The 23,870-nt window shown below is 60.6% G+C and carries 20 protein-coding genes; 9 read left to right on the top strand and 11 right to left on the bottom strand.

Translation table 11 applies throughout. The features are described from left to right. Positions 1-17: 17 nt before the first annotated feature. The gene (locus tag BR24_RS03280) at positions 18-3,572 is read left to right on the top strand and encodes an ABC transporter substrate binding protein (RefSeq protein ID WP_496540076.1); all 3,555 of its coding nucleotides are present in this window, start codon (positions 18-20) and stop codon (positions 3,570-3,572) included. A gap of 90 nt (positions 3,573-3,662) precedes the next feature. Here the strand turns inward: BR24_RS03280 and rpmB are convergent, their stop codons facing one another. Continuing rightward, positions 3,663-3,875: a 50S ribosomal protein L28 gene (gene rpmB / locus BR24_RS03275; protein WP_496540075.1), complete on the bottom strand. Its 213-nt coding sequence runs from the start codon at positions 3,873-3,875 to the stop codon at positions 3,663-3,665. A gap of 200 nt (positions 3,876-4,075) precedes the next feature. On the opposite strand from rpmB, the gene BR24_RS03270 reads away from it, so the two are divergent. From BR24_RS03270 to glyA, 8 genes are all read left to right on the top strand, one after another. Continuing rightward, positions 4,076-4,600 (top strand): DUF177 domain-containing protein, encoded by a 525-nt coding sequence (locus BR24_RS03270; RefSeq protein WP_496540074.1) that lies wholly within the window; start codon positions 4,076-4,078, stop codon positions 4,598-4,600. 54 nt (positions 4,601-4,654) lie between these two features. Then, positions 4,655-4,834: a 50S ribosomal protein L32 gene (rpmF, locus tag BR24_RS03265; RefSeq protein ID WP_018125970.1), complete on the top strand. Its 180-nt coding sequence runs from the start codon at positions 4,655-4,657 to the stop codon at positions 4,832-4,834. Then, entirely contained in the window at positions 4,827-5,864 is a 1,038-nt protein-coding gene (gene plsX, locus BR24_RS03260) for a phosphate acyltransferase PlsX (protein WP_496540073.1), read from the top strand. The genes rpmF and plsX overlap by 8 nt, the downstream gene beginning before the upstream one ends. Positions 5,865-5,915: 51 nt before the next feature. Beyond that, positions 5,916-6,902, top strand: a complete 987-nt coding sequence (locus BR24_RS03255) for a beta-ketoacyl-ACP synthase III (RefSeq protein WP_496540072.1) — start codon at positions 5,916-5,918, stop codon at positions 6,900-6,902. A gap of 106 nt (positions 6,903-7,008) precedes the next feature. Further along, complete coding sequence (fabG, locus tag BR24_RS03250; protein ID WP_496540071.1) at positions 7,009-7,752, top strand: 3-oxoacyl-[acyl-carrier-protein] reductase; 744 nt, start codon at positions 7,009-7,011, stop codon at positions 7,750-7,752. Positions 7,753-7,791: 39 nt separating this feature from the next. Then, the gene (locus tag BR24_RS03245) at positions 7,792-8,025 is read left to right on the top strand and encodes an acyl carrier protein (protein ID WP_496540070.1); all 234 of its coding nucleotides are present in this window, start codon (positions 7,792-7,794) and stop codon (positions 8,023-8,025) included. A gap of 107 nt (positions 8,026-8,132) precedes the next feature. Continuing rightward, on the top strand, positions 8,133-9,374 hold the full coding sequence (gene fabF, locus BR24_RS03240) for a beta-ketoacyl-ACP synthase II (RefSeq protein WP_496540069.1): 1,242 nt from the start codon (positions 8,133-8,135) through the stop codon (positions 9,372-9,374). A gap of 18 nt (positions 9,375-9,392) precedes the next feature. Next, on the top strand, positions 9,393-10,631 hold the full coding sequence (gene glyA, locus BR24_RS03235) for a serine hydroxymethyltransferase (protein WP_496540068.1): 1,239 nt from the start codon (positions 9,393-9,395) through the stop codon (positions 10,629-10,631). A gap of 102 nt (positions 10,632-10,733) precedes the next feature. Here the strand turns inward: glyA and BR24_RS03230 are convergent, their stop codons facing one another. The 10 genes from BR24_RS03230 to aprA form a co-directional block, all read right to left on the bottom strand. Continuing rightward, complete coding sequence (locus tag BR24_RS03230) at positions 10,734-11,456, bottom strand: ABC transporter ATP-binding protein (protein ID WP_496540067.1); 723 nt, start codon at positions 11,454-11,456, stop codon at positions 10,734-10,736. 11 nt (positions 11,457-11,467) lie between these two features. Further along, the gene (gene livM, locus BR24_RS03225; protein ID WP_496540066.1) at positions 11,468-12,679 is read right to left on the bottom strand and encodes a high-affinity branched-chain amino acid ABC transporter permease LivM; all 1,212 of its coding nucleotides are present in this window, start codon (positions 12,677-12,679) and stop codon (positions 11,468-11,470) included. After that, positions 12,672-13,574 (bottom strand): branched-chain amino acid ABC transporter permease, encoded by a 903-nt coding sequence (locus BR24_RS03220; RefSeq protein WP_496540065.1) that lies wholly within the window; start codon positions 13,572-13,574, stop codon positions 12,672-12,674. Before BR24_RS03220 ends, livM begins: the two co-directional genes overlap by 8 nt. Before the next feature lie 61 nt (positions 13,575-13,635). Then, positions 13,636-14,790, bottom strand: a complete 1,155-nt coding sequence (locus BR24_RS03215; RefSeq protein ID WP_496540064.1) for a branched-chain amino acid ABC transporter substrate-binding protein — start codon at positions 14,788-14,790, stop codon at positions 13,636-13,638. 29 nt (positions 14,791-14,819) lie between these two features. Then, complete coding sequence (locus tag BR24_RS03210; RefSeq protein WP_496540063.1) at positions 14,820-15,575, bottom strand: ABC transporter ATP-binding protein; 756 nt, start codon at positions 15,573-15,575, stop codon at positions 14,820-14,822. A 610-nt stretch (positions 15,576-16,185) separates the two neighbouring features. Then, the gene (locus tag BR24_RS03205; RefSeq protein WP_496540062.1) at positions 16,186-16,827 is read right to left on the bottom strand and encodes a hypothetical protein; all 642 of its coding nucleotides are present in this window, start codon (positions 16,825-16,827) and stop codon (positions 16,186-16,188) included. Between the two features lie 52 nt (positions 16,828-16,879). Beyond that, entirely contained in the window at positions 16,880-18,151 is a 1,272-nt protein-coding gene (gene qmoC, locus BR24_RS03200) for a quinone-interacting membrane-bound oxidoreductase complex subunit QmoC (RefSeq protein ID WP_496540061.1), read from the bottom strand. Between the two features lie 12 nt (positions 18,152-18,163). Further along, the gene (locus tag BR24_RS03195; protein ID WP_496540060.1) at positions 18,164-20,431 is read right to left on the bottom strand and encodes a hydrogenase iron-sulfur subunit; all 2,268 of its coding nucleotides are present in this window, start codon (positions 20,429-20,431) and stop codon (positions 18,164-18,166) included. A gap of 3 nt (positions 20,432-20,434) precedes the next feature. Then, entirely contained in the window at positions 20,435-21,682 is a 1,248-nt protein-coding gene (locus tag BR24_RS03190; RefSeq protein ID WP_496540059.1) for a CoB--CoM heterodisulfide reductase iron-sulfur subunit A family protein, read from the bottom strand. Positions 21,683-21,844: 162 nt separating this feature from the next. Next, on the bottom strand, positions 21,845-23,839 hold the full coding sequence (gene aprA, locus BR24_RS03185; protein WP_496540058.1) for an adenylyl-sulfate reductase subunit alpha: 1,995 nt from the start codon (positions 23,837-23,839) through the stop codon (positions 21,845-21,847). Between the last annotated feature and the right edge of the window lie 31 nt (positions 23,840-23,870).

Here is a 23,870-nt window from a genome sequence, read left to right as displayed (position 1 = left end):
TGCGGTTTGCTCCTAAAATGAGAATCATGTCTGTCGTCCGGATTCTGATTTCCACGAGCTTTTTTCTGCTGTTTGCGCTCCAGGCCCACGCAGTGGAATACCGCTCATTGCTCATCAGCTCGTATCATCCGGCCTTTCCCACCTTCAACAGGCAGATTTCCGGCCTCGAATCCCTGCTGGAGCCGGCAGGAGTCTCGCTGGACGTCGAATTCATGGATTCGAAGCGCTTTCCCTCAGAAAAACAGCGTCGCGCCTTCCGGAAAGCCCTCTCCTTCAAACTCGAAAGGCTCCCGAAATACGACCTCGTATTCGCGGCGGATGACAACGCCTTCAACTTCGTCATGGACAACCGCGAATCCCTGTTTCAGGGGATTCCGACGGTCTTCTTCGGCGTGAACGACAGCCGAAACGCCCTGCGCCGCGCCAAGGAGGACTCACTGACCACAGGGGTCCTCGAAGAGATTTCCCTCAAGCGGACCCTCGAAATGGCGCGGAAGATGATACCCGAGCTCAGACATGTCATCGGCATCGCCGACTCCACGACCACAGGCATGGCCGACGCCGAAAAGTTTCTTGCCGCACAGGACCAGACGCCCCTCTCGCTCTCTTTGCTCGACCTCGGCGCCCTTGAATGGAAACAGCTCGGGGACCGGATTTCGACTATGGACGACGACACGGCCCTGCTGCTGATCTCCGCCTTTCGCGACAGCCGGGGCGACATAAAGACCTTCGACGAAACCGTGGACTTCCTCACCACCCACACCCGTGTTCCCGTGTTTCACCTCTGGGAGCATGGCGTCGGTCAGGGGCTGGTCGGCGGGAGGGTGGTCTGTCAGTACAATCAGGGCAGACTGGCAGCGCAGAACGCCCTTGCAATCCTTCGCGGTCGCAGCCCTGCCGACATCCCGGTCACGCCGGGGCGCAGCGCCAACATCAATATCATGGACGGCGAAGCCCTCCGCTGCCTCGGCCTGTCCGAAGCGCAGGCGAGCAGTTTCGCGTCGGTCATCAATGGTCGCGAGAGCTTCTTCGAGCGCCATCGCGACCTCATCATGCGCGGCGGGCCGATCATCCTGCTGCTCCTGCTGGCCATCGGCTATCTGCTGTACCTCAACCGGGCTCTGTATCTGACACGAAGGGACCTGCACGAAAGCGAGAAGAAATACCGGGCATACATCGACTACGCCCCGGACGCGGTCTTCGTCACCGATGACAGGGGCTACGTCCTCGAGACCAATCACACTGCAAGAGAAATGGCCCTGATGGATGTGGACCGGGACATCAGCGGCCTGACCCTTTTCGACCTGCTGCCCCGGGTGAACTGGCGTGAGCTGCGCGACGCGTTGAACCATCTGGAGACCGAGGGCGTATTCCGGGGCCGGAGTCAATCCGTGAAGATGGTCGAGACGGACAGGTTCGTCTACGTTGACGCGGTCCGACTGGACACCGACCACTGCATCTGGTTTTGCAAGGACATCACCCAGATAAAGCAGGCGCAGGACGCGCTCGAAGAGAGCGAAACGCGGTTCAGAAGCCTCATTGATCAGGCCGCCGACGCGATCGTGGTCATGGATCTCGACGGCAGCATCGTCATGGCCAACCGCAGCGCCTGCTACTCCCTCGGCTACGGCACCGAGGACATCCTGAAGATCAACGTCGACGCACTTGTTCCGGGGCTGACGCTGCCTGACGCCCCGGACTACTGGGCATTGCTCCCGGCCACGTTCGAACGTGACATCAAACGCAAGGACGGCAGCGAATTTCCCGCCGAAGTCCGAATCGGCGGCATCGCCTACGGCGGCGAACGAAAACTTCTTGCGCTGGCAAGGGACATCACCAAACGCAGAAGCAATGAAAGGCGGATCCTGCGCGAATCCACCATCAATCTGGCGCAGGCGGAAGTATCCGGGGGACTCACGAGCCCTGACATGAGCATCAGCGAGGTCTCCGGGCTGGTGCTCAAACACAGCCTGAAAATTACCGGAAGCGTCTTCGGTTACGTGGGAACCGTGGACCCCGACGACGGAAGCCTGAAGGTCCATACCTTCAGCGACCTCATGAACGATGGCCACTGCAATGTCTCCTCTCCTCCCGTGACGTTCCCCAAGGAGGGCGACAGCTACCCCTGTCTGTGGGGCGTCAGCCTGAATACGCGCGAGACGCTGATCGCCAACGAGATCGACGCCCACCCCGCCTCCCGGGGCCTGCCCGAAGGCCATGTCCCGCTGGAAAGGATGCTCTCTGTACCGGTCATTCACGACGAAACCGTCGTGGGCCAGATCACCGTGGCCAACGCGGAACAGGACTACACGCGGGCTGATGCCGATGCCCTGGGCCGCATGGCCAACCTCTTTGCCGTGGGTGTGCACCGCAAGCGGATGGACCGCGCCATGAGGGTCGCCAAAGAGCAGGCAGAGGCCGCTAACCGCTCCAAGAGCGAATTTCTCGCCAACATGAGTCACGAAATCCGGACCCCGCTCAACGGCATCTTCGGCATGCTCCAGTTGGCCCTTGCCGCAAACCCCAACGAAGAACTGCGCAAGTATCTCGACACGGCCTTCGAATCGGGTCGCAACCTGCTCAGCGTCATCAACGACGTGCTGGACCTTTCCAAGATCGAGGCCGGTAAAATCGAATTGGCCGAAGAGGATTTCCGGCTCGAGGAGACGGTTTCCGCCGCCATGGAGATGTTCCAGGTTCCGGCGGCGGAGCGCGGCCTCGGGCTGTCGTGGTACGTCTCGCCCAAACTGCCGGATGCCGTGCGCGGCGACGCAGGCAGGCTGCGGCAGATACTCTTCAATCTGGTGGGCAACTCCATGAAGTTCACGGAAAAGGGCTCCGTCGCCGTGGAGTGTCACCCTCTGCCCGGCCGAAACAGTGATGAGGTACGCCTGCTGCTGGCGGTTCAGGATACCGGCATCGGCATCCCCGAAAACAAGATGGACAGCATATTCCAGGTGTTCGAGCAGGTGGACGGCTCCCATACCCGCCGCTACCAGGGGTCCGGCCTCGGTCTGACCATCGTCCGCCGTTTCGCGCGGCTCATGGGCGGGGACGCTCTGCTGGAAAGCGAGGAGGGAGAAGGATCCACCGCGCTGGTCTGCCTGTCGCTGCGGCGGGCGCACGAGACAGTGACATCCCTCGAGCAGAGCCGGCCCGCCGCCATCCCGCCGGGAGTCGAGCTGGACATCCTGCTCGTGGAGGACGAGCGGGTCAACAGGCTCGCGGCCCGCAAGCTCCTCGAGCGGCTGGGACACAGGGTCCGCACAGCAGAAAACGGCCAGCAGGCCGTGCAGGCGCTGGAGGAAAACCACGCGGACGTGGTGCTCATGGACGTGCAGATGCCTGAGATGGACGGACTGGAGGCGACGCGGATCATCCGCTCCCAGTCACCGGGCGGCAGGGGCGAGGTGCCGATCATCGCCCTGACGGCCCACGCGCTCAAGGGTGACCGCGAGCAGTTCCTGAGCGCCGGGATGGACGGCTACATCGCCAAGCCCATGCAGACGGACACATTGCAGCTGGAGCTCGGCAGGGTTCTCAGGCGCAAGGGACTCATGCCCGAAGGCTGACGGCAGGCGTGCCGGATTTCACCCACGAAAAAAGGCCCCGCCTTGCGACGGGGCCAGTCACCGAAACGAGTTCGGTGGGGAAACTTGCAGCTATTCGGCGGCCTTGACGGCCACGGGCTTCACGATGGCGCCGTCGCGGATGCAGCGGGTGCAAGCCTTGACGGTGACGACCTGACCGGTTGCCAGCTGATGGCGAACCTTCTGCAGGTTCGGCATGAAGCGACGTTTGGTCTTGATGTGGGAGTGGGAAACGTTGTTGCCCGTCTGGGGACCCTTTCCACAAATATCGCAAACCTTGGACATGGCGACCTCCTCGCATTATATGCAAATTCTTGATTCGTTCTTTATGATGCGCATGCGGAAGGCGGCTCCCGATACGCGGAGGGAGTTTCCTTACCGTCTTGTTCCGTTGTTGGCAAGGGTTTTTTTCTTGACAAGAGAAAAAGTTCCCATATAGGAATCACCGGTTGCCCGAAACCGGCAAGCGTGAGAGAGTCCCGACTATGACCGAATACATGATACCGCTCAACGACATCCCGGCAGAGGGCCGGGAATTTTCTTTTACGGACCAGGACCTCTGGCGCGAGCGCTGGGAAGCGTTCGACCTCGGCCTGGAACCGGCGAAGGACATCGAGGCCGTGTTCACGCTCATGGCGCAGGATGACGACTCCGTACTCGTACGCGGACGCATCGCCGGAGCGGTCAAGGCTCCCTGCGACCGCTGCGCCGAATCGTTCGAGGTTGAACTCGAAAGCAGCTTCGAACTTTTCGAGGAATCGGAAGCGGGCGACGGAATGCTTGACGGAGAAGAGGTGAGAATCGTCACCCGTGACGGTCAACTACATCTTGACATGGGCGCGATACTCTGGGAAGAGTTCGCCCTCGCCCTGCCCGTGAAGCCCCTTTGTTCGGAAAAATGCGAAGGACTCTGCCCCCACTGCGGCAAACCGAGCGCCGAATGCGAGTGCTCCGCGGAGGAAGAGGGCGACCCCAGACTTGCGGTTCTGCGCAATTTGAAGGTAAAGTAACCAGCCCCGCCCGGGTGAGCCCGGCCGGGAGATCAATATCGAGAGGATAGCATCATGGCACTTCCCAAGAAGAAAACTTCCCGTTCCCGCAAGGGCATGCGTCGCGCCCACGATGGCCTGACCGCCCCCAATGTCGTTTACTGCGAGTGCGGTGAGCCCGTGCTGCCCCATCGTGCCTGTGACGTCTGCGGCAACTACAAAGGCCGCCAAGTCGTGAACAGCGACGATGCCTAGCAAACAACCGCGCATTGCCATCGACGCCATGGGCGGCGACTACGGCCCCAGTGTGGTCGTCCCCGCCGCCGTCCGTGCCGCCGAGGAAGGCATTGCCCTGGCTCTCGTGGGTGACGAGGACGCCATTCGTGCCGAACTCGGCCGTCTGAAGACGGACGGGCTCGACATCGATGTGGTTCCCGCTTCCGAGGTCGTCGAAATGGACGACAAGGCCTCGGACGCCCTTCGGCGCAAGAAGGACTCGTCGATCCACGTTGCCTGCCGTACCGTCAAGGAAGGACGCGCCGACGGCGTGGTCAGCGCCGGACACTCCGGGGCCACCGTGGCCTGCGGCATGTTCGTGCTCGGCCGCATCAAGGGCGTGCTGCGTCCTGCCTTCGCCGGCATCATGCCCACCGAGAAGCGCCCCTGCGTGCTTATCGACGTGGGCGCCAACGTCGACTCCAAGCCGCAGCACCTGTTGCAGTTCGGGCTGATGGCCGACGTGCTGGCCCGCGACGTTCTCGGCACCGAGCGCCCCACCGTCGGGCTCCTGTCCATCGGCGAGGAAGAAGGCAAGGGCAACGCCATCGTCAAGGACTCCTTCGAGCTTTTCAGAGAGTCCCAGCTCAACTTCATCGGTAACGTGGAAGGCCGCGACATTTTCACCGGCGACGTGGATATCGCGGTCTGCGACGGTTTCGTGGGCAACGTTGCCCTCAAGCTGTCCGAGGGTCTGGCCAAGTCATTCGGGAACATCCTCAAGAAAGAGCTGAGCAGCAGCTTTCTCTCGAAACTTGGCTCCCTGCTTTCCTTCGGTGCGTTCAAGCGCTTCAAGCGGCTGGTGGACTACGCCGAATACGGCGGAGCACCGCTTCTGGGTCTGAAGGGCATTGTCGTGGTCTGTCACGGCAAGTCCAACGAGAAGGCCATTATCAACGCCATCCGCATGGCCGCCAAGTTCGTGGCCAACAAATCCCACGAGCACCTTGCCGAAGGTCTTGAGGCCCACCGGGCCCTCTCCGACGGCAACAGCGAGAAGGCCGCCTAGACGCACCGTCGCCGACAACCCGGGCCCCGAAGCCCACACCCTACGCAAACGATGAGCATCGATATCGTCCTGCGCGGCCTCGGCCGTTACGTACCCGAAAAGACACTGACCAACGCCGATCTGGAAAAGATCGTCGACACTTCCGACGAGTGGATCTTCACTCGCACCGGGATCAAGGTCAGACACATAGCATCCGAAGAACAAAACACCAGCGACCTCGCGGTGGAAGCCGCGAAGAAGGCGCTCGCCAACGCGAACATGAAGGCCGAGGAGCTGACCCACATCGTGGTCGGCACCTTCACGCCCGACGCCATGGTCCCGTCCTGCGCATGCGTGGTTGAGGAAAAGCTCGGCATCAAGGGCCGCGCGGTGTACGACATCGCCGCTGCCTGCTCCGGCTTCCTCTACGCGCTGGAGAACGCCCGGGCCATTCTCGCCCTGCATCCCGAGGCCAGAGTGCTCGTGATCGGGGCCGAGACGGTCACTCGGCGCATCAACTTCGAGGACCGCTCCACCTGCGTCCTGTTCGGCGACGGCGCCGGCGCCGCAGTGCTTACCCGCGACGGCGAAGGTCCCAAGGTGCTGGACGTCAAGCTCTCCAGCGACGGCAGCCTCGGCCGCTTGCTCACCGTCAACGGCGGCGGCTCCTGCTCCTCCTACTCCCGTCCCGGCGAACCCATCCGCGAAGACTACTTCGTGCAGATGGAAGGCCGCGAGATCTTCAAGCACGCGGTTCGTTCCATGACCGGCGTCTGCAACGAGATTCTCGCTGACAACGGCCGGACCCGCCACGACATCGACGTGCTGATCCCGCATCAGGCCAACTGGCGGATCATCGACGCGGTAGGCAGAAAGTTCGACGTCCCGCCGGAGAAGGTCTACTCCAACGTGGACCGCTACGGAAACACCTCTGCGGCGAGCATCCCGCTGGCCCTTTCCGAGGCCGTGGACAACGACTTCGTGAAGGACGGCGACCTTGTTCTGTTGACGAGTTTCGGCGGCGGCTTCACATGGGCCTCCGCGCTGTTGCAATTTTAACCGAATAGTTTCAAACGAACGTTTGCTGTCGATTTGCAGTCACGTCCGTATTGGTATATTGGGTTCGATCAACTACTCATACAAGACCCAAAGAGGTGAGTGACGAATGAGTGATCTTCCCAAAGTGGCCCTGGTTACCGGCGGGTCCCGAGGCATCGGAAGGGCCGTGGTCGAAAGACTGGCCCAGGACGGTTTCGAAACGTGGTTCACCTACGTGAGCCGTCCCGAAGAAGCCGAAAAGGTCGTCGCCGAGATCGAAGCGGCCGGCGGCAAGGCACGCGCCTTCAAGCTGGACTCCGGCGACTCCGAAGCCGTTGCCTCCTTCTTCAAGGAGGAGATCAAGGGCAAGGCGGAGCTGGAGGTGCTGGTCAACAACGCGGGCATCACCCGCGACGGCCTGCTCATGCGCATGAAGGACGAGGACTGGGACCGTGTCATCCAGATCAACCTGACCGGCTGTTTCACCTTCCAGCGCGAAGCAGCCAAAATCATGAGCAAGCAGCGGAACGGCCGCATCGTGAACATCACCAGCGTGGTGGGACAGATGGGCAATGCCGGACAGGCCAACTACTGCGCCGCCAAGGCGGGGCTCATCGGCCTGACCAAGTCTTCCGCACGCGAGCTTGCCGCGCGCAACGTGACGGTGAACGCCGTCGCACCCGGATTCATCCAGACCGACATGACGGCCGAACTGCCTGAAAAGGCGGTGGACGCCATGCTGTCCCAGATTCCGCTCAAGCGGCTGGGCGCACCCGAAGATATCGCAGCCGCCGTATCATTCCTCGCAGGCCCTTCAGCCGGTTACGTGACCGGCCAGGTCCTCGCGGTGAACGGCGGCATGTACATGTAGCAAAGAACCATCAAACACACCCATCATTGGAGGGTAAAAATGTCCGACGTTGCCAGCAAAGTCAAAGACATCATCGTGGATCAGCTGGGCGTGAGCGCAGACGAAGTCGTTGAAAGCGCAGCTTTTGTCGAAGACCTCGGCGCCGACTCCCTGGACCTCACCGAGCTCATCATGGCCATGGAAGAGGAATTCGACCTGGAGATCGACGACGAGCAGGCGCAGAAGATCCTCAAGGTTCAGGATGCCATCGACTTCATCTCGAAGAACCAGTAGCATCCGCACCGATCTGAAACGGTTACCACAGGAGCGTCTTATCCCGGCCTGGGTATAAGGCGCTCCCGTTGCTATTCGGAACCAACTAAGCAACCGGAAGGCAGTCAATGAACAGGGTTGTCGTCACGGCGGTATCCGCCATCACTCCTCTCGGAAACGACATTGAGACCAGCTGGGAAAACCTCCTCGCGGGGAAATCCGGCATAGGCCCCATCACCAGGTTCGACGCCGACGGCTTCGACGCCCGCATCGCGGGTGAAGTCAAGGACTTCGATCCCACCAAATACATCGACAAGAAACAGGCCCGGCGCATGGAGACGTTTACGCAGTTCTCCGTGTGCGCGACAAAAATGCTGATGAATAACGCAGGCTGGAGCGTTCCCGAAGAGGAAGCGCATCGCACCGGCGTCATCATCGGCGTGGGGCTGGGCGGCCTCGCCACCATCGAGTCCATGCACTCCAAGCTGCTCAAGCGCGGCCCGTCCAAGATTTCCCCGTTCTTCATTCCCGTGCTCATCGCCAACATGGCCGCCGGACAGGTTTCCATCGAAGCAGGAGCGCAGGGCCCGAACATCTGCACCACCACCGCGTGCGCATCCGGAACCCACGCAATCAGCGCCGCGTATACCGACATCATGCTCGGCCGCGTCGACGCCATGATCTGCGGCGGGGCCGAATCCACCATCACGCCGCTGGGCATCTCGGGCTTCACCTCCATGAAAGCGCTGTCCACTCGCAACGAGGACCCCGAAGCGGCTTCACGCCCCTTCGACTCCGACCGCGACGGCTTCGTCATGGGCGAAGGCTGCGGCCTGCTGCTGCTCGAATCGCTTGAGCATGCTCAGGCGCGTGGAGCCACCATCCTCGCGGAGATCGTTGGCAGCGGCGCATCCGGCGACGCCTACCACATGACCGCTCCGCCGGAAAACGGCGAAGGCATGGCGCTGGCCATGAAGGCCGCCCTGCGCGAGGCCAAGGTCGAGCCGGAAGCCGTGGACAGCATCAACGCACACGGCACCTCCACCAAGCTCAACGACCTCTGCGAGACCCGCGCCATCCGCTCGGTCTTCGGCGAGCACGCCGACAACATCGCCGTCACCGCCAACAAGAGCCAGGTCGGACATCTGCTCGGCGCGGCAGGCGGCGTGGAAGGCGTCTTCAGCGTCAAGACCATCGCCGAGGGCACTGTCCCCGGAATCGCCCACTACCAGACTCCCGACCCGGACTGCGACCTGAAGAACCTCGTCACCGAAGGCTCCAGGAAGCAGCAGGTCGAATACGTCCTTTCCAACTCCTTCGGCTTCGGCGGCACCAACGGCTGCGTGCTGTTCAAGCGTTTCGAGGGATAACCAACGAGGTTCGCCGTAATGGAAGAACTGCTGATTCAAGATCCGGAAGTGGCCGCCGCCATCGCCGCCGAGGCGGACAGGCAGGTGAGCAAGCTGGAACTCATCGCGAGTGAAAACTTCGTTTCCACCGCGGTGCGTCAGGCGCAGGGGTCCATCATGACCCACAAATACGCCGAAGGCTACCCGCACAAGCGTTACTACGGCGGCTGCGAATTCGTGGACATCGCCGAGGACATCGCCCGCGATCGCGCCAAGGCGCTCTTTGACTGCGACTACGTCAACGTCCAGCCCCACTCCGGTTCTCAGGCCAACATGGCCGTCTACTTCGGCTACTGCAAGCCGGGCGACACGATCCTGACCATGGAACTGTCCCACGGCGGACACCTGACCCATGGCGCATCGGTCAACTTCTCCGGCAAGCTGTATAACGTGGTCCACTACGGCGTGACCCGCGAGACCCAGACCATCGATTACGATCAGGTCGAAGCGCTGGCCAAGGAGCACCGCCCCGCCATGATCGTGGCAGGCGCCTCCGCCTACCCGCGCATCATCGACTTCGCCCGCTTCCGCGCCATCGCGGACGAAGTGGGCGCCAAGCTCATGGTGGACATGGCGCACATCGCGGGTCTTATCGCAGCCGGCGAGCATCCCAGCTGCATCCCGCACGCGCACATCACCACCACAACGACCCACAAGACCCTGCGCGGCCCGCGCGGCGGCATGATCCTCTCCACGGAGGACCAGACCAAGACCCTGAACTCCCAGATATTCCCGGGCATTCAGGGCGGACCGCTCATGCACGTCATCGCGGCCAAGGCAGCCGCCTTCGGCGAGGCCCTGCGCGAAGGGTTTGTGGAGTATCAGAAACAGGTGGTCAAGAACGCCAAGGTTCTCGCCAACTCTCTCGAAGAGTCCGGCTTCGAACTCGTCTCCGGCGGCACCGACAACCATCTGCTGATGATCGACCTGACCAACAAGGACATCACCGGCAAGGACGCCGAGCACGCTCTCGATCTGGCAGGCATCACCGCCAACAAGAACACCATCCCGTTCGAGACCCGCTCCCCGTTCGTCACGTCCGGCATCCGCCTCGGCACGCCTGCGCTCACCACGCGCGGCATGATCGAGGAAGACATGATCGTGGTCGCAGAGGCCATCACCGCTGCCATTGACAACTGGCAAAACGAGAAGGCTCTCGAAGAAATTGCCAGCGAAGTGGAAGAGTTCGCCCGCGAATTCCCCCTCTTCGCCTGGTAACGCGCCCCCTGTATGCAATGAAAAGGCCTTCCCGCCATGGCGGGAAGGCCTTTTTTCGGGCTCATGCCCGGCAATTTCAATACGGTTCGGCGCCGGCCGCCCCTACTCGCCCAGATACGCCTTCCTGATGTCCGGATTGTCCAGCAGAGACGCCGCATCGTCTTCCATGACCACCTTGCCCGTTTCGAGCACATAGGCGCGCTGCGAGGCCTGCAAAGCCAGATTCGCGTTCTGCTCAACCAGCAGCACGGTCACGCCCTGCTTGTTGATGTCCTGCACGATGTCGAAGATCTGCTTCACGATCAGCGGAGCGAGCCCCATGGACGGCTCGTCCAAAAGCAGGAGCTTGGGACGGCTCATGAGCGCCCTGCCGATGGCCAGCATCTGCTGTTCGCCGCCGGAAAGCGTACCGCCGAGCTGTCTGCGCCGCTCCCGCAGCTTGGGGAACAGCTCGTAGGCGTTCTCCATGTCTTCCTTGATCTTGCGCTGGTCCTTGCGGAAGAAAGCGCCCATCTCGAGGTTCTCCGTCACGGTGAGGCGCGGAAAGATGCGCCTGCCTTCAGGGACCTGGCAAAGCCCGCGACGCGGCATCTGGTCGGAGTTGAGTCCGTTGATGCGCTCGCCTCGGTACAGAATCTCGCCAGAAACGGCCTGTACCACGTTGCAGATCGTCATGAGCGTGGTGCTCTTGCCCGCGCCGTTGGCGCCGATGATGGAGACGATCTCCCCCGGCATGACCTTGAGCGAGATACCCTTGAGGGCCTCGATGTTGCCGTAGGCGGCAACCACTTCCTTGAGTTCGAGAATCGGTGTCTTGTCGTCCATGCTCATCCTCTCTAATCCGAATCGTCCGAGCGCTTGCCCATTCGCTTGGCAGGCCACAGGCCCTTGGGCCGCACGAGCATCATGCCGGTCATCACGCCGCCGAAGACGAGCATCCTGTAGAGCTCGAACTCGCGGAACGCCTCGGGCAGCGCCACCAGCGCGATGCAGCCGAGGATGACCCCGGGGATGGACCCCATGCCGCCCAGCACGACCATGGCCAGCACCATGGCGGATTCGAGGAAGGTGAAGGACTCGGGACTGACGAAACGCATACGCGAAGCGAAGAAGGCACCGGCGAACCCGGCAAAGGTCGCGCCCGAGGCATACGCCAGCAGCTTGAGCAGGAAGGTGTTGACCCCCATCAGCTCCGCCGCGGTCTCGTCCTCGCGGATGGCCTCCCACGCGCGCCCGATGCGCGAGTAATTCAGGCGGTACACCGCCACGATGGTGAACAGGGTGATGCCGAGTATCACATAATAATACAGCGAAAGGTCCCTGATCCAGAAATGTTCGATGCTGAAGCCATTGCTGAAGTCGAACCAGTAATAGCCCGGCCGCTCGATTCCGAGAATTCCGTTGGGACCGTTGGTCAGCTCCATCCAGTTGTTCAGCAGCAGCCGCACGATCTCGCCGAAGCCGAGGGTGACGATGGCCAGATAGTCGCCGCGCATCCGCAGAGTCGGATAGCCGATGATGCATCCGGCCACCGCGGCCAGCGCCGCAGCGACGGGCAGGCAGAGCCAGAAGGGAATGCCGAAATGCACCGAGAGCAGTGCGTAGGTGTATGCTCCCACGCCATAGAACGCAATGTAGCCGAGGTCGAGCAGGCCGGCGAGGCCCACCACTATGTTCAGACCCAGCCCGAGGCAGATGTAGACCAGAACGTTGATGGCGATGTCATGTCCGTAGCGTCCGGTGAGCATCGGAAAGACGATCGCGAACGCCAGAAGCGCGGTCATCCAGATCCAGTTCGGCATGGCCTCGAACCCGGCGGAGACGCGCTCCTTGAGCGTCCCGGCGGAACGGCCGACGAAATCGAAAACGCCCTTCTGCTGCAACTGGTAGAAGACGGCGATGATGAAGGCGGCAAGCGCCACGCGAATCCAGACCGTGAACGTCTTGCCGAACTCCAGCCCTTCGGGCTTGATGCCCAGAAGCGGCCACAGCAGCGCCAGGAACCAGAGCAGCCCGACGCCGAGGTATACCCAGATTTTCTTAGACACGCGTGTCGTCAACGTTCTCTCCCATGATGCCGGTCGGTCTGAAATACAACACGCCGATCAGAATGATGAAGGCGAACACGTCCTTGTACTCGCTGGAAAGATAGCCCGCCGCGAAGATCTCCACCATGCCGATGATCAGCCCGCCGATCATGGCACCGGTGATGTTGCCGATTCCGCCGAGGACGGCCGCGGCAAAAGCCTTGATGCCCGGAACGAAGCCCATGTCGTACCGCACGGAACCGTAGTAGAGGCCCACCATGATTCCGGCTGCGGCCGCGAGCCCCGCGCCGATGGCGAAGGTGGTCGAGATGATGCGGTTGGAATTGATCCCCACAAGGCCGGACATGATTTTGTCCTGTGCGGTGGCGCGCATGGCCTTGCCGATCTTGGTTTTGAACACCAGCAGGTTCAACCCCACGAGCAGAAAGACGGTCAGACCGACGATGAGCACCTGCATGTAGGACACGCTGATCATGCCGAGTTCGAAACCGCCCTGCGTGATCTCGGTGGGGTACGGCTTGTCGTAAACGCCCTGCGTGAGCATGAGGCCGTTCTGAAGAAAGATGGACATGCCAAGCGCGGCGAGCAGTACACTCAACCGGGAGGCGTTTCTGAGCGGCTTGTAGGCCAGTTTTTCCACGGCCATGGCAAGAAGCGCGCAATATCCCATGGTCAGCACCAGTGAAAGCGCCAGACAGGTGTAGGGGTCAAGACCCTGCGCCGCCAGCCATGAAATGAGGATCACGCCCATGTAGCCGCCCGCGGCGAAGAACTCGCCGTGCGCGAAGTTGATAAGCTGAATGATGCCGTACACCATCGTGTACCCGAGGGCGATGAGCGCGTAGACCCCGCCGAGGGTAATGCCGTTGAGAAGCTGCTGGAGGAAATATTCCATTCGGTCTCGCCTGTAGAATCGGGAGCCGGGCCGCGACCCGACTCCCTTTTGTGAATATGAGCTAGAACTTTTCGCCGGTCTGGGGATCCCAGAAGTTGACGAACTCTCCGTCCTTGACGACCTGAATCACGTAGTTGGAACCGGAGTCGCCGTTGGACTTGTAGTCGATGCGCTTGGAGGCACCGTCGAAGGTCATGTCAAGCAGGGCCTGACGGACCTTGTCGGCATCCGCGGAGCCGGCCTGCTTCACGGCCTTCAGGTAAGCCATGGCAGAGTCGTAGGCATAGGCGGAATATGCGCCCGGGTCGCCGTACTTGGGCTTGTAGGCATCAAGGAAGCGCTTGTAGGACTCGGATTCCTTGTCGGTATACCCGAAGGTCAGGTACACACCGTTGGCGGCGTCCTTGGCGATCTCCATCAGCTGCGGATGGTAGACCGCATCCTGTGCGAGGATTTCGGCGTTGATACCCATGCGCTTGGCCTGAGTCAGCATAAGCGCGCCGGTGGCGGAGTTCTGCAGGGAGACGTAGAAGACATCGGGGTCGGCGGTCTTCACCTTGGTCAACACCGCGGAGAAGTCCTTGTCGCCCTGGTTCACGTGGTCATGCGCCAGCACTTCGATGCCGTACTCGGGGCAGAGCTTTTCGAGGTTGTCGGCCAGCCCCTGCGAATAGGTGGTCTTGTCGTCCACGATGTAGACATTGCCGGCCTTCAGGAAGTCGCGGATGAACGTGGCGGCGGCCTTGGACTGGTCATCGTCACGACCGCAGGTGCGGAACATGTACTTGAGCCCGCGCTCGGTCACCTTCTCGGAGGTGGAGGCCGGGGTGAGCATCACGATGTTTTCCTCGGCCAACGTCTCGGATGCCGGGATTGTGGCGCTGGAGCAGTATGCCCCGATGACGCCGGAAACTTCTTCGTTGATGAGCTTGTTGGCTGCGGCAACGGCCTGACGCGGGTCGCATGCGGAGTCCTGCGAGGACAGCGTGATGTCGCTGAATCCGGGGATTCCGCCTTCTCCCTTGACCACTTCGATGGCAGTCAGCGCGCCGTTCTTGATGTCGTTTCCGTCCGCGGCGTACGGGCCGGTCAGCGGGCTGATGGAGCCGAGCTCGAGCACCTTGCCCCCTTCAGCGGTCTTTTCTTCCCCGCCGCCGCAACCGGCAAGCAGGACGACGGCCAACATGGCCACGCACAGAAGCATCAAACGTTTCATAATCTCTCTCCCTTGACTTGAAGTTTCCCCTATTGGCCCAGATATGCTTCGATCACTTTGGGGTCTTTCTGAATGGCCTCGGGCGTACCCTCGGCTATCATGACACCGTGATCGAGAACGACGATTTTGCGGCATACGCCCATGACGACTTTCATGTCGTGTTCCACCATGAGCACGTTGATGCCCAGATCGGATATATGGCCTATGGAATCCATCAGTTTGCGGCTCTCGGACGGGTTGAGCCCGGCGGCAGGCTCGTCCAGAAGGATGGTCTTGGGCTCGGAGGCCAGCGCCCGCGCTATCTCAAGCCTGCGCTGATGCCCGTAAGGCATGTTGGAGGCGGCTTCGTCGCGATAGTCGGCAAGCCCCATGAACTCCAGCGCCTTCATGGACTGCTCCCGGATCTTGCGCTCCTCCCGCTTCTGGGACGGAGATCGAAGGACCGCTCCGAACACTCCGGTCTTGGACCGGCTGTGCTGGGCGACCATGCAGTTCTCCAGCGCGGTCATCTGTGAAAACAGTCGGATGTTCTGAAACGTCCGGGCCACGCCCATGGCGAGCACCTGATACGGCCGCAGTCCCGTGATGGTTCGGTCATCATACGTGACCTTCCCCTCGGACGCGCGGTACACACCTGTAATGACGTTGAACACCGTGGTTTTCCCGGCACCGTTGGGGCCGATCAATCCCATGACCTCGCCCTCGTCCAAAGAGAAGTTCACATCGGTGAGAGCTTGCAGTCCTCCGAAACGGACACAGACATCGTGTAGAGTGAGATTCGCCATAATTACAGACTTGCATATTGAAAATCGTCAAAAATTTCAAGTCAAAAAACCTGCCCGAGGCCGCGGTTGAGCGATTTTTTTCGTTTGCGTCAAGCCGTTATAATTTCGGCAACTTTTATTCTGCATTTTTCTGAAAATTGTAAAGACATCTTTTTTCCTCGCTGCACAAACACCACTCGGCAGCGATGCAAGACGAAATTTTATTCTCTATTGCATCTCAAATGCAGAATCTACAATTCTCCATAGCCATTGCTTTATTCTGGTTCGCCAATACTGCCGTGAGGTCACGAAACTTGACACGGACGACATATCAGGTTTGCTGATAACGTTGGACACTTTGGCAAATGGAAACTCTTCCAAACACCTGTCTACTAACTTACGGGACATCAGAAAAATGGCCTACCCTGCATTGAAGCGACCACTTCTTCCGACAACTCATCTGCATTTGCGGAGGTAAAGCTCGGTTGGTTTGGTAAGCGCCAGGGCATTAAATTGATCGTGCCTGAAGCTCACTCTTCTTGGTTATCCTCAGAGAAGGAAACAGAAAAGCCCCCCGGAAAACCGGGGGGCTTTGTACTTTTCAGCGGGAACCGAGGTGGTGGAGCGGAGTCTACCAGTCGGAGTCGGCGAAGGGGTTGGATCCGAAACCGAAGTCGGCTTCGGGTTCACCGCCGGTGTCGGGGGAGTCGCCGGGAGCGGCGGCAGCGCCTTCAGCGCCGGCAGCACCTGCGACAACAACGCCTTCTTTCTTGACCTTTTCCACTTCGGCCATGAGTTCGTTGAGCTTCTTGATGTGCTCGTCGATCTTGGTGTTGGAGGCCACGATCTTCTTTTCGCCGCCAGCGGAGAAGTCTTCGAAGGTCTTGACCTTGGCTTTCAGGGTCTTGACGTCGGTTTCGGCAGATTCCTTGGCGGAAGCGAGATCGGAATTCTCGGCCTTGAGCTTGGCGTTTTCGGCCTTCATGTCGTTAAGCATGTCAAAAACGGCCACAGCCTGAGAATTGTCGGCGATCGGAGCGATCTTGACCTGATTGCCCAGCTTGGAGATGTCGCCCTCGGCGTACTTGGTCAGACCGGGCTCGGCTTCGTAGATGGCTGCCTTGGCAAGGGACTGGGCGACGGCGCCGAAGTCGGCGTCGATTTCGTCCAGGCCGAGGATGAAGGCCATCATGTCAAGCTGCTCCTGGTCGGCAGACTGGCCGCGAAGGACGGACACGAACGTGTTCATCGGGAAAACCTTTGCTTCGGACATTTGTATTCCTCCTACAGAATAAGCTGTCTCTTTATATTATTCCCATGCGCCCTTACTTCGCGGCACCCATGGGGATACGACCGATCTTCTTGGCATAGCTCAGCGCCACGGTGCGGTACACCAGGTGACCCAGCTTGGTCCACGGCAGGTAGGCGATCATCATGAAGACCGCGATCAGGTGGACGTAGTAGGTCGGGTAGGCGAGGTACTGGATGCCCAGCAGGCGCAGCACTTCGCAGGCGATACCGGTGATGGCGATGATCCAGATCACGTAGAGCAGGAACCAGTCGTAGAAGCTGGAGCCCTGCTTCTTCGGATCGAGGCTCTTGCGGCGCTTGGTGAGCTGCCACAGGCCGTAGACCATCAGCACTGCGCCGATGTTGGCCAGAACCTTGATCACGCTGTCCTGCGGAAGCGGAGTGGCGCCGAGGCGGGCCAGCAGATCCACGGGACCGGCGTGCAGGCCGAGGACGCTCTCGAAGAACCAACCGCCGACCCAGTGACCGGTGGCGATGGTGCCGGTGACGAAGAGCAGGATGATAAAGGCGAACATCAGCATACGGTGGCCGTTGGCGCGCTTCTTGTCCTTTTCGTCGTCGCCGCAGTCGTTGAACTGGGTGTGGTTGAAGATCTCGTACTTGAGCGTATCAATGAAGGCTTCCATCATGCCGGGCTTCTTCACACCCGTGAGGTCGAAGACGCGCGGCTGGGAATCAAAGCCTTTGATGAGCTTCTGGATGCCCATGTAGAAGCAGACCACCATGAACGCGAAGGCCGCGCCGAAGATGGGGTCGATGAAGTAGTCGCCGGGGAACAGGCCGCCGTAGACGATCTGTCCGTCCTGCGCCAGCTTCCAAGCGCCGTGTCCTTCGGCCGCTTCAAAAAGCGGGAAGGCGGTGCCGAACTTGGCTGCCTGCATGGACCAGATCAGCAGATAAATGACCGCCGGGACCAGCGCCAGCATCAGGGCGCCGCCCATGTTGGACATCAGCTTGCCGATGAATCCGAACGGGGCCAGGCTGCGGTAGGCCATGTTCCGAAGAGCGGCCAGCAGGTCGCCGGGCTTGGCGCCGCGCGGACAGAGGTCGGAACAGGTTCCGCAGTTGTGGCAGAGCCAGATATCGATATCGTTAACCAGGCGATCCTTGAGACCCCACTGAGCCCAGACCATTTCCTTGCGGGGGTACGGGCTGTCGGCCGGGGAAAGCGGACAAACGACGCTGCAGGTCGCGCACTGGTAGCACTTCTTGAGGGAATCCCCTCCAACGGTCTGCAGTTCCTTGACGAACTTGAGATCCGGTTGAACCCTAACGGTGTTCGACATGATCCGTACCTCCTAGTAACCCTTGAACGGGTTCGGTCCGAAGTTTTTGGTGATGGATTCGACGAATTCCTCGATCAGGTCGGGGACCGTGTCGTAATCGTCGATCGCAACCTCGTACTGCTCCACGCGCTCGGGCTCGACGCCCAGGCGTCCAAGGGATTCGGCGATGTTTTCCTTGCGGCGGCTGCAGAGCTCGGAGCCCTTCATGAAGTGACACTGGTAGTCGTCACCGTATTTGCAGCCGAGCATCATCACGCCGTCAACACCCTTACTCATGGCGTCGGCGACCCAGATGGCGTTCACGGAGCCGAGGCAGCGCACCGGAATGAAGCGAACGAACGGGTTCCAGGTGCGGCCGCGGATGGCAGCCATGTCGAGCGCAGGGTAGGCGTCGTTTTCACAGGCAAGGACGAGAATGCGGGGGCCGCCTTCGTCGATCTTGTCCGGAACGCGCACTTCCTTGATGGCGGTACCGATCTGGTCGATGTTGTAGTTATCGAAGCTGATGACGCGTTCCGGGCAGGCACCCATGCAGGTACCGCAGCGGCGGCAACGGGTCGGGTTCGGCTTCGGGGTTCCCTTTTCATCATCGTCCAGCGCGCCGAACGGGCATTCCTCGGTGCAACGCTTGCACTGCGTGCAGCGCGTGAAGTTGAACACCGGGTAGCTCAGGTCGCCGGAGCGCGGATGCACCGCAACGCCGCGGTTGGCGGAGGAGATGCACTGCACGGCCTTGAGCACGGCGCCCGCCGCGTCTTCGCGGCAGAGTCCGAGGCCCATGGGCTGGCGGACGCAGCCCGCAGCGTACACGCCGGTGCGGCGGGTCTCGTACGGGAAGCAGATGTAGTTGGAGTCGGCGAATCCGTCGAACAGCTCAAGGTCGGGGAAGGCCGGACCCTGGCGGTAGAGCAGATTGATGGTCGGGTCGTGCGCGGTGGTCGGAACCAGCGCGGTGGGCAGAACCACCATGTCCACGGCAAACTCGACGCTCTGGCCGAGCAGCGTGTTCTTGGCGGAGACCACGACCTTGCCGCCTTCTTCCTTCACGGAGGTGACGGAAGCCTTGGAGAGCATGACGGCCGGGTTGTCCTGGGCAGCCTTGTAGTACTGCTCGTTGATGCCCGGGACCATCATGTGGTCATAGAGAATGTATCCGATGCCGCCCGCGTCGGCCACATAGTTGGCCTGCTTGAGGGCGACCAGAGAGGTCAGCTCGGAGCTGTATGCCAGATGACGGGCGGATTCCTTGTCTTCGTAGACAAAGACTTCGCATTCCTCGTCTCCCGCCTCGCCTTCCGCGGAAGCCTCTTCGGTGTCGGTGTCGCAGGGAAGCGGCTCAACCGGTTCACAGGTCTCGCCCTTCACGTAGTCGACGCGCTCGACCAGCTTGCCGGGGTCGCAGACGAATGCAACGGATTCGGGGATTTTCTCGCCCTTCTTGACCATTTCCTCGAACTGTGCGCTGGTGACGATCTTGGAAGACTCGCCGTAACCCAGAGGCTTGAGGTAGTCGGCATCGCCCGGAACCCAGCCGGTGGCCAGAACCACGGAGCCGATGGGCATGGTCTCGCCGCTCACGGTCACATCGTACAGGCCCGGAGCGCCTTCGATGTTTTCGACGGTGGCGCCGGTGATGACGCGAATCTTGTCGTTACCCTGAACCTCTGAGATGAGCGCCTCAAGGCCGACTTCCTGCGTCTGGTCATACGGATATGCCAGCGGGAAGGACTTGGAGAAGTTGCGGGCCTTGCCGCCGAGTTCGGCTTCCTTTTCCACCAGAACAACGTCGTAGCCCATGCCCGTGGCGTAAAGCGCCGCGTTCAGGCCGGTGAAGCCGCCGCCCATGACCAGAATGGTCTTGTTGCAGTCGGGTACTTCAGGGTCCGGGTTGTTGCTCTTGGAGGCCTTGGCAATGCCCATGTGCACGTAGTCACGGGCGATTTCCTGCAGCTGGCCGGGGTTGGCCTTGTCCTCGCGGAAGGACCAGACGGCCTGTTCGCGCAGGTTCACGCGCTCACACTGGGTGGTGCCGAACTCGAAAACGTCCCACTTGACGCGGGGGGAACAGGCGCAGACAACCACGCCGCCCAACTCGTTTTCCTTGATGTCGGCTTCGATTTCCGCCTTGGCTTCGGGGCTGCAAAGAACCTTGTTGGTCTTCACCACCGGGCAGATGGAAGAGTATTTGCCCTTGCCCACAAGCTCAGCCATGGCGGCGACGTCGAGATCCTTCCCGATGTCGCATCCCTCACAGATATATACACCAAGCTTATCAGCCATCATTTACCTCCCAACAACGGTTTGGATAGCCTTCAGAGCGGCACTGGTGCCGGACTGGGCAGACTTCATAACGTCAAGCGGCTGCTTGGCGCATCCGGCGGCCACGAAACCCTTGTCATCGCCGCCGACGACGAAGCCTTCCTCGTCCACCTGCGCGCCGATCTGGATCTGCTGGCCGGCGGTGCTGGGCTGCATGCCGGTGGCGAGCACGACCATGTCGAACTTCTCGTCGCTCTTGATGCCGCTGACGGCGTCTTCGACGGTGACCACCGGGTTCTTGCCCGTGTCTTCGCAAATATTGGCGACCTTGCCCTTCACGAGGGAGAGCTTGGGATCGTCACAGGTCATGGCCTTGAATTTGTCGTAACGGCCCGGGGTACGCAGGTCGATGTAGTAGATCACGATGACGGCATCCGGATACTGTTCGCGCAGGTAGCGCACGTGCTTCAGGGAAGCCATGCAGCAGATGTAGGAACAGTAGTTGAGATGATTCTCGTCACGGGAGCCAGCGCACTGAACGAAGGCGATGCGCTGGGGCTCGCCCTTGTCGGACGGGCGGACGATCTTGCCTTCGGTGGGTCCGTTCGCAGCGGCCAGGCGCTCGAACTGCATGTTGGTGACCACGTTGGACAGTTTGCCGCCACCGAGGGTCTCCAGCTTTTCGGCCTCGTAGGGCTTCCAGCCGGTGGCCCAGACAACGGAACCGACCTGCAGGTCGAAAAGCTTTTCGGCGTCCTCGGTCTCCACGGCTTCGTAAGGACATGCCTTGGCGATGGCCTTGAGTTCCGCGGGGTCGATCTTGTCGCCATCCACCACATACTGCATGGGGAACATGAACGGGTGCGTCTTGTAAGCGGCCTTGCGCTTGCTCAGACCCAGCTCGAAATCGTTCTCGAACTTGGTCCAGGCGGCCTTTTCACATTCGCCGCAAGCGGTACACCGGCCGTTGACGTAACGGGGGCGCTGCTTGATCTTCACATCATAGCTGCCGGGGCCGCCGGAGACGGAGACCACTTCGGCCATGGTGTAGAATTTCACATTGGGGTTGTTCTTGATGCGCTGGAACTGGATTTCCAGCCCGCAGGAAGGAGGACACTGCTTGGGGAAATATTTATTCAGTTGTGCCACCCTTCCACCGAGGTATGGGTTGGTTTCTATGATGTAAACCTCGTGCCCGACCTCTGCGGCCTCGAGGGCGGCGGTGATCCCGGCGAATCCTCCGCCTACTACGAGAATACTGTTGTTCGACATTCTCACACTCCTCCCTAATGATGTTGAGGCACAGCCAACAAAATGGCCTAAATCCGGCCTGGACATCCGCATGTGTTCCAATCCGGATTCAGACCATTTTGCCGAAGGTCTGAGAAAGAAAGCGGCCGCAGGCCGGAGCCTGCGGCCGCTGGGGATCATTACTTAGTCAGCAACAATCTGAATGTAGGGCTTCTTGAACACGGTGGTATCTCCGGTTTCCGGATCATACTTGGAGTTCACGAAGCACTTCCACTTGGAGTCGTCGAGACCCATGAAGTCGCCGCGGTAGTAGAAGCCCGGGTAGCGGGATTCTTCGCGGAACTCGATGTGCTGCATGTGCAGGCGGACAGTCCACAGGCGGTGGAACTGCTCCCAGCAGCGCATCAGTTCGTGCAGGTCGCGGGCGGCCAGTTTCTTGGAGTCTTCTTCGAGCATGCCGAGCAGCCAGAAACCGGTGTTCAGCAGAGCCTTGGAAGTCATGTAGAGGGTAGCAACACCACCACCGTATTCATCGGTGCACTTGATGAGGCGCATCATGAAGTTCTTCGGGGTGATGTAGTTCGGGTTCACCACCGGGTCGGTGGAGATGTCCTTACCCTCGAGGTAGGTGTAGTACGGCTGGTAGATCTCTTTGGCGAGATCGGCAGCGTTTTCCTTCGGCGTGGGCTTGAAGTCCTTGTGGTCGACAACCCAGCGGACCATCTGCTTACCGACGATGCGGCCTTCAGCATGGGAACCGGAGGAGAACTTGTGACCGGAGGCGCCAACACCGTCAGCACAGGTCCAGAGGCCGTTGACGGAGGTCATGCGGTTGTAGACCTTTCCGTTGTCAGCCTTGATCTTGTACTCTTCGGGGACCCAGTCTTCATCCGGACCGGAAACCCAGATACCGCAGCAACCGGAGTGGGAGCCGAGGAGGTAGGGTTCGGTCGGCATGATTTCGGAGCCGCGGTCTTCCGGAGCGCAGTTGGTAGCGGCCCAGAGGTTTGCCTGGCCGACGCACATGTCGAGGAAGTCTTCCCAGGCTTCGGACTCGAGGTGCTTCCACTCGGGGCTGGTGAGGTCACCGTTGACGGTGTTCAGCAGCGCGGTCTTGGTGTCCATGTAGATCGGACCACGACCTTCGCGCATTTCGCGAAGCATCATGTGGTTACGCAGGCAGGTCGGGATGATGTGACCCTTGGCGTAGCCGCGATCTTCGTAGGGCTTGAGCATGGCGCGGTTGGTTTCGCAGTAGTCTTCGCCCTTGTAGTTGGTGGCTTTCGCCTTGAAGAGCAGGAACCAGGCGCCGACCGGTCCGTAACCGTCCTTGAAGCGGGCGGGGACGAAGCGGTTTTCCATCATGGTCATTTCGCCGCCGACCTGAGCCACCATGGTGTAGGTGGAACCGGCGTTCCAGACGGGGTACCAAGCGCGACCCATACCCTCACCGGTGGAGCGGGGGCGGTACACGTTAACGGCACCACCGCAGGCAACGACAGCAGCGTTGCAGCGGAAGTAGTAGACCTTGTTTTCACGGGTGGAGAAGCCGACGGCACCGGCGATGCGGTTGGGCTCGTTGGCATCCAGCAGCATCTTAACGATGAAGATGCGCTCCATGTAACGGTCTTCGCCCAGTGCGTTCTTGGCAGCTTCTGCCACGATGCACTTGTAGGACTCACCGTTGATCATCATCTGCCAGCGACCGGAACGGACCGGGGAGTCGCCGTTGCGCAGGGCCAGGCCTTCAGCCTTTGCCTTGGCGCCGTCGAGGTTCTTGCCGTCCTTCTTGATCCAGCAGGGCAGGCCCCACTCTTCAAAAAGATGGACGGAATCGTCAACGTGACGGCCGAGGTCGAAAATGAGGTCGTCGCGAACGATGTGCATGAGGTCAGTGCGAACCATGCGGACGTAATCGTCGACTTCGTTTTCACCGATGTAGGTGTTGATTGCGGACAGACCCTGGGCCACGGCGCCGGAGCGCTCGAGGGAGGCCTTGTCAAGCAGCATCATAGAGATGGACGGATCGACTTTTTCAATCCAGCGAGCGGCTTCGAAAGCCACGCCGCAGTTGCCCATGCCGCCGCCGACGAGCAGAAGATCGACGTCCTGCTCGATGACTTCCGGCTCGGCGAGTTCGATACCTTTGGGAGCTTCGTTGGTGGGAAGCAGAGCCATGTTATCCTCCTGAGAGTAAAACTCTGAAATA

The organism is Pseudodesulfovibrio halophilus DSM 5663, assembly GCF_059568665.1.
Note: the sequence above shows the minus strand (reverse complement) of the source record. Positions and strands in the feature narration are given on the sequence as shown.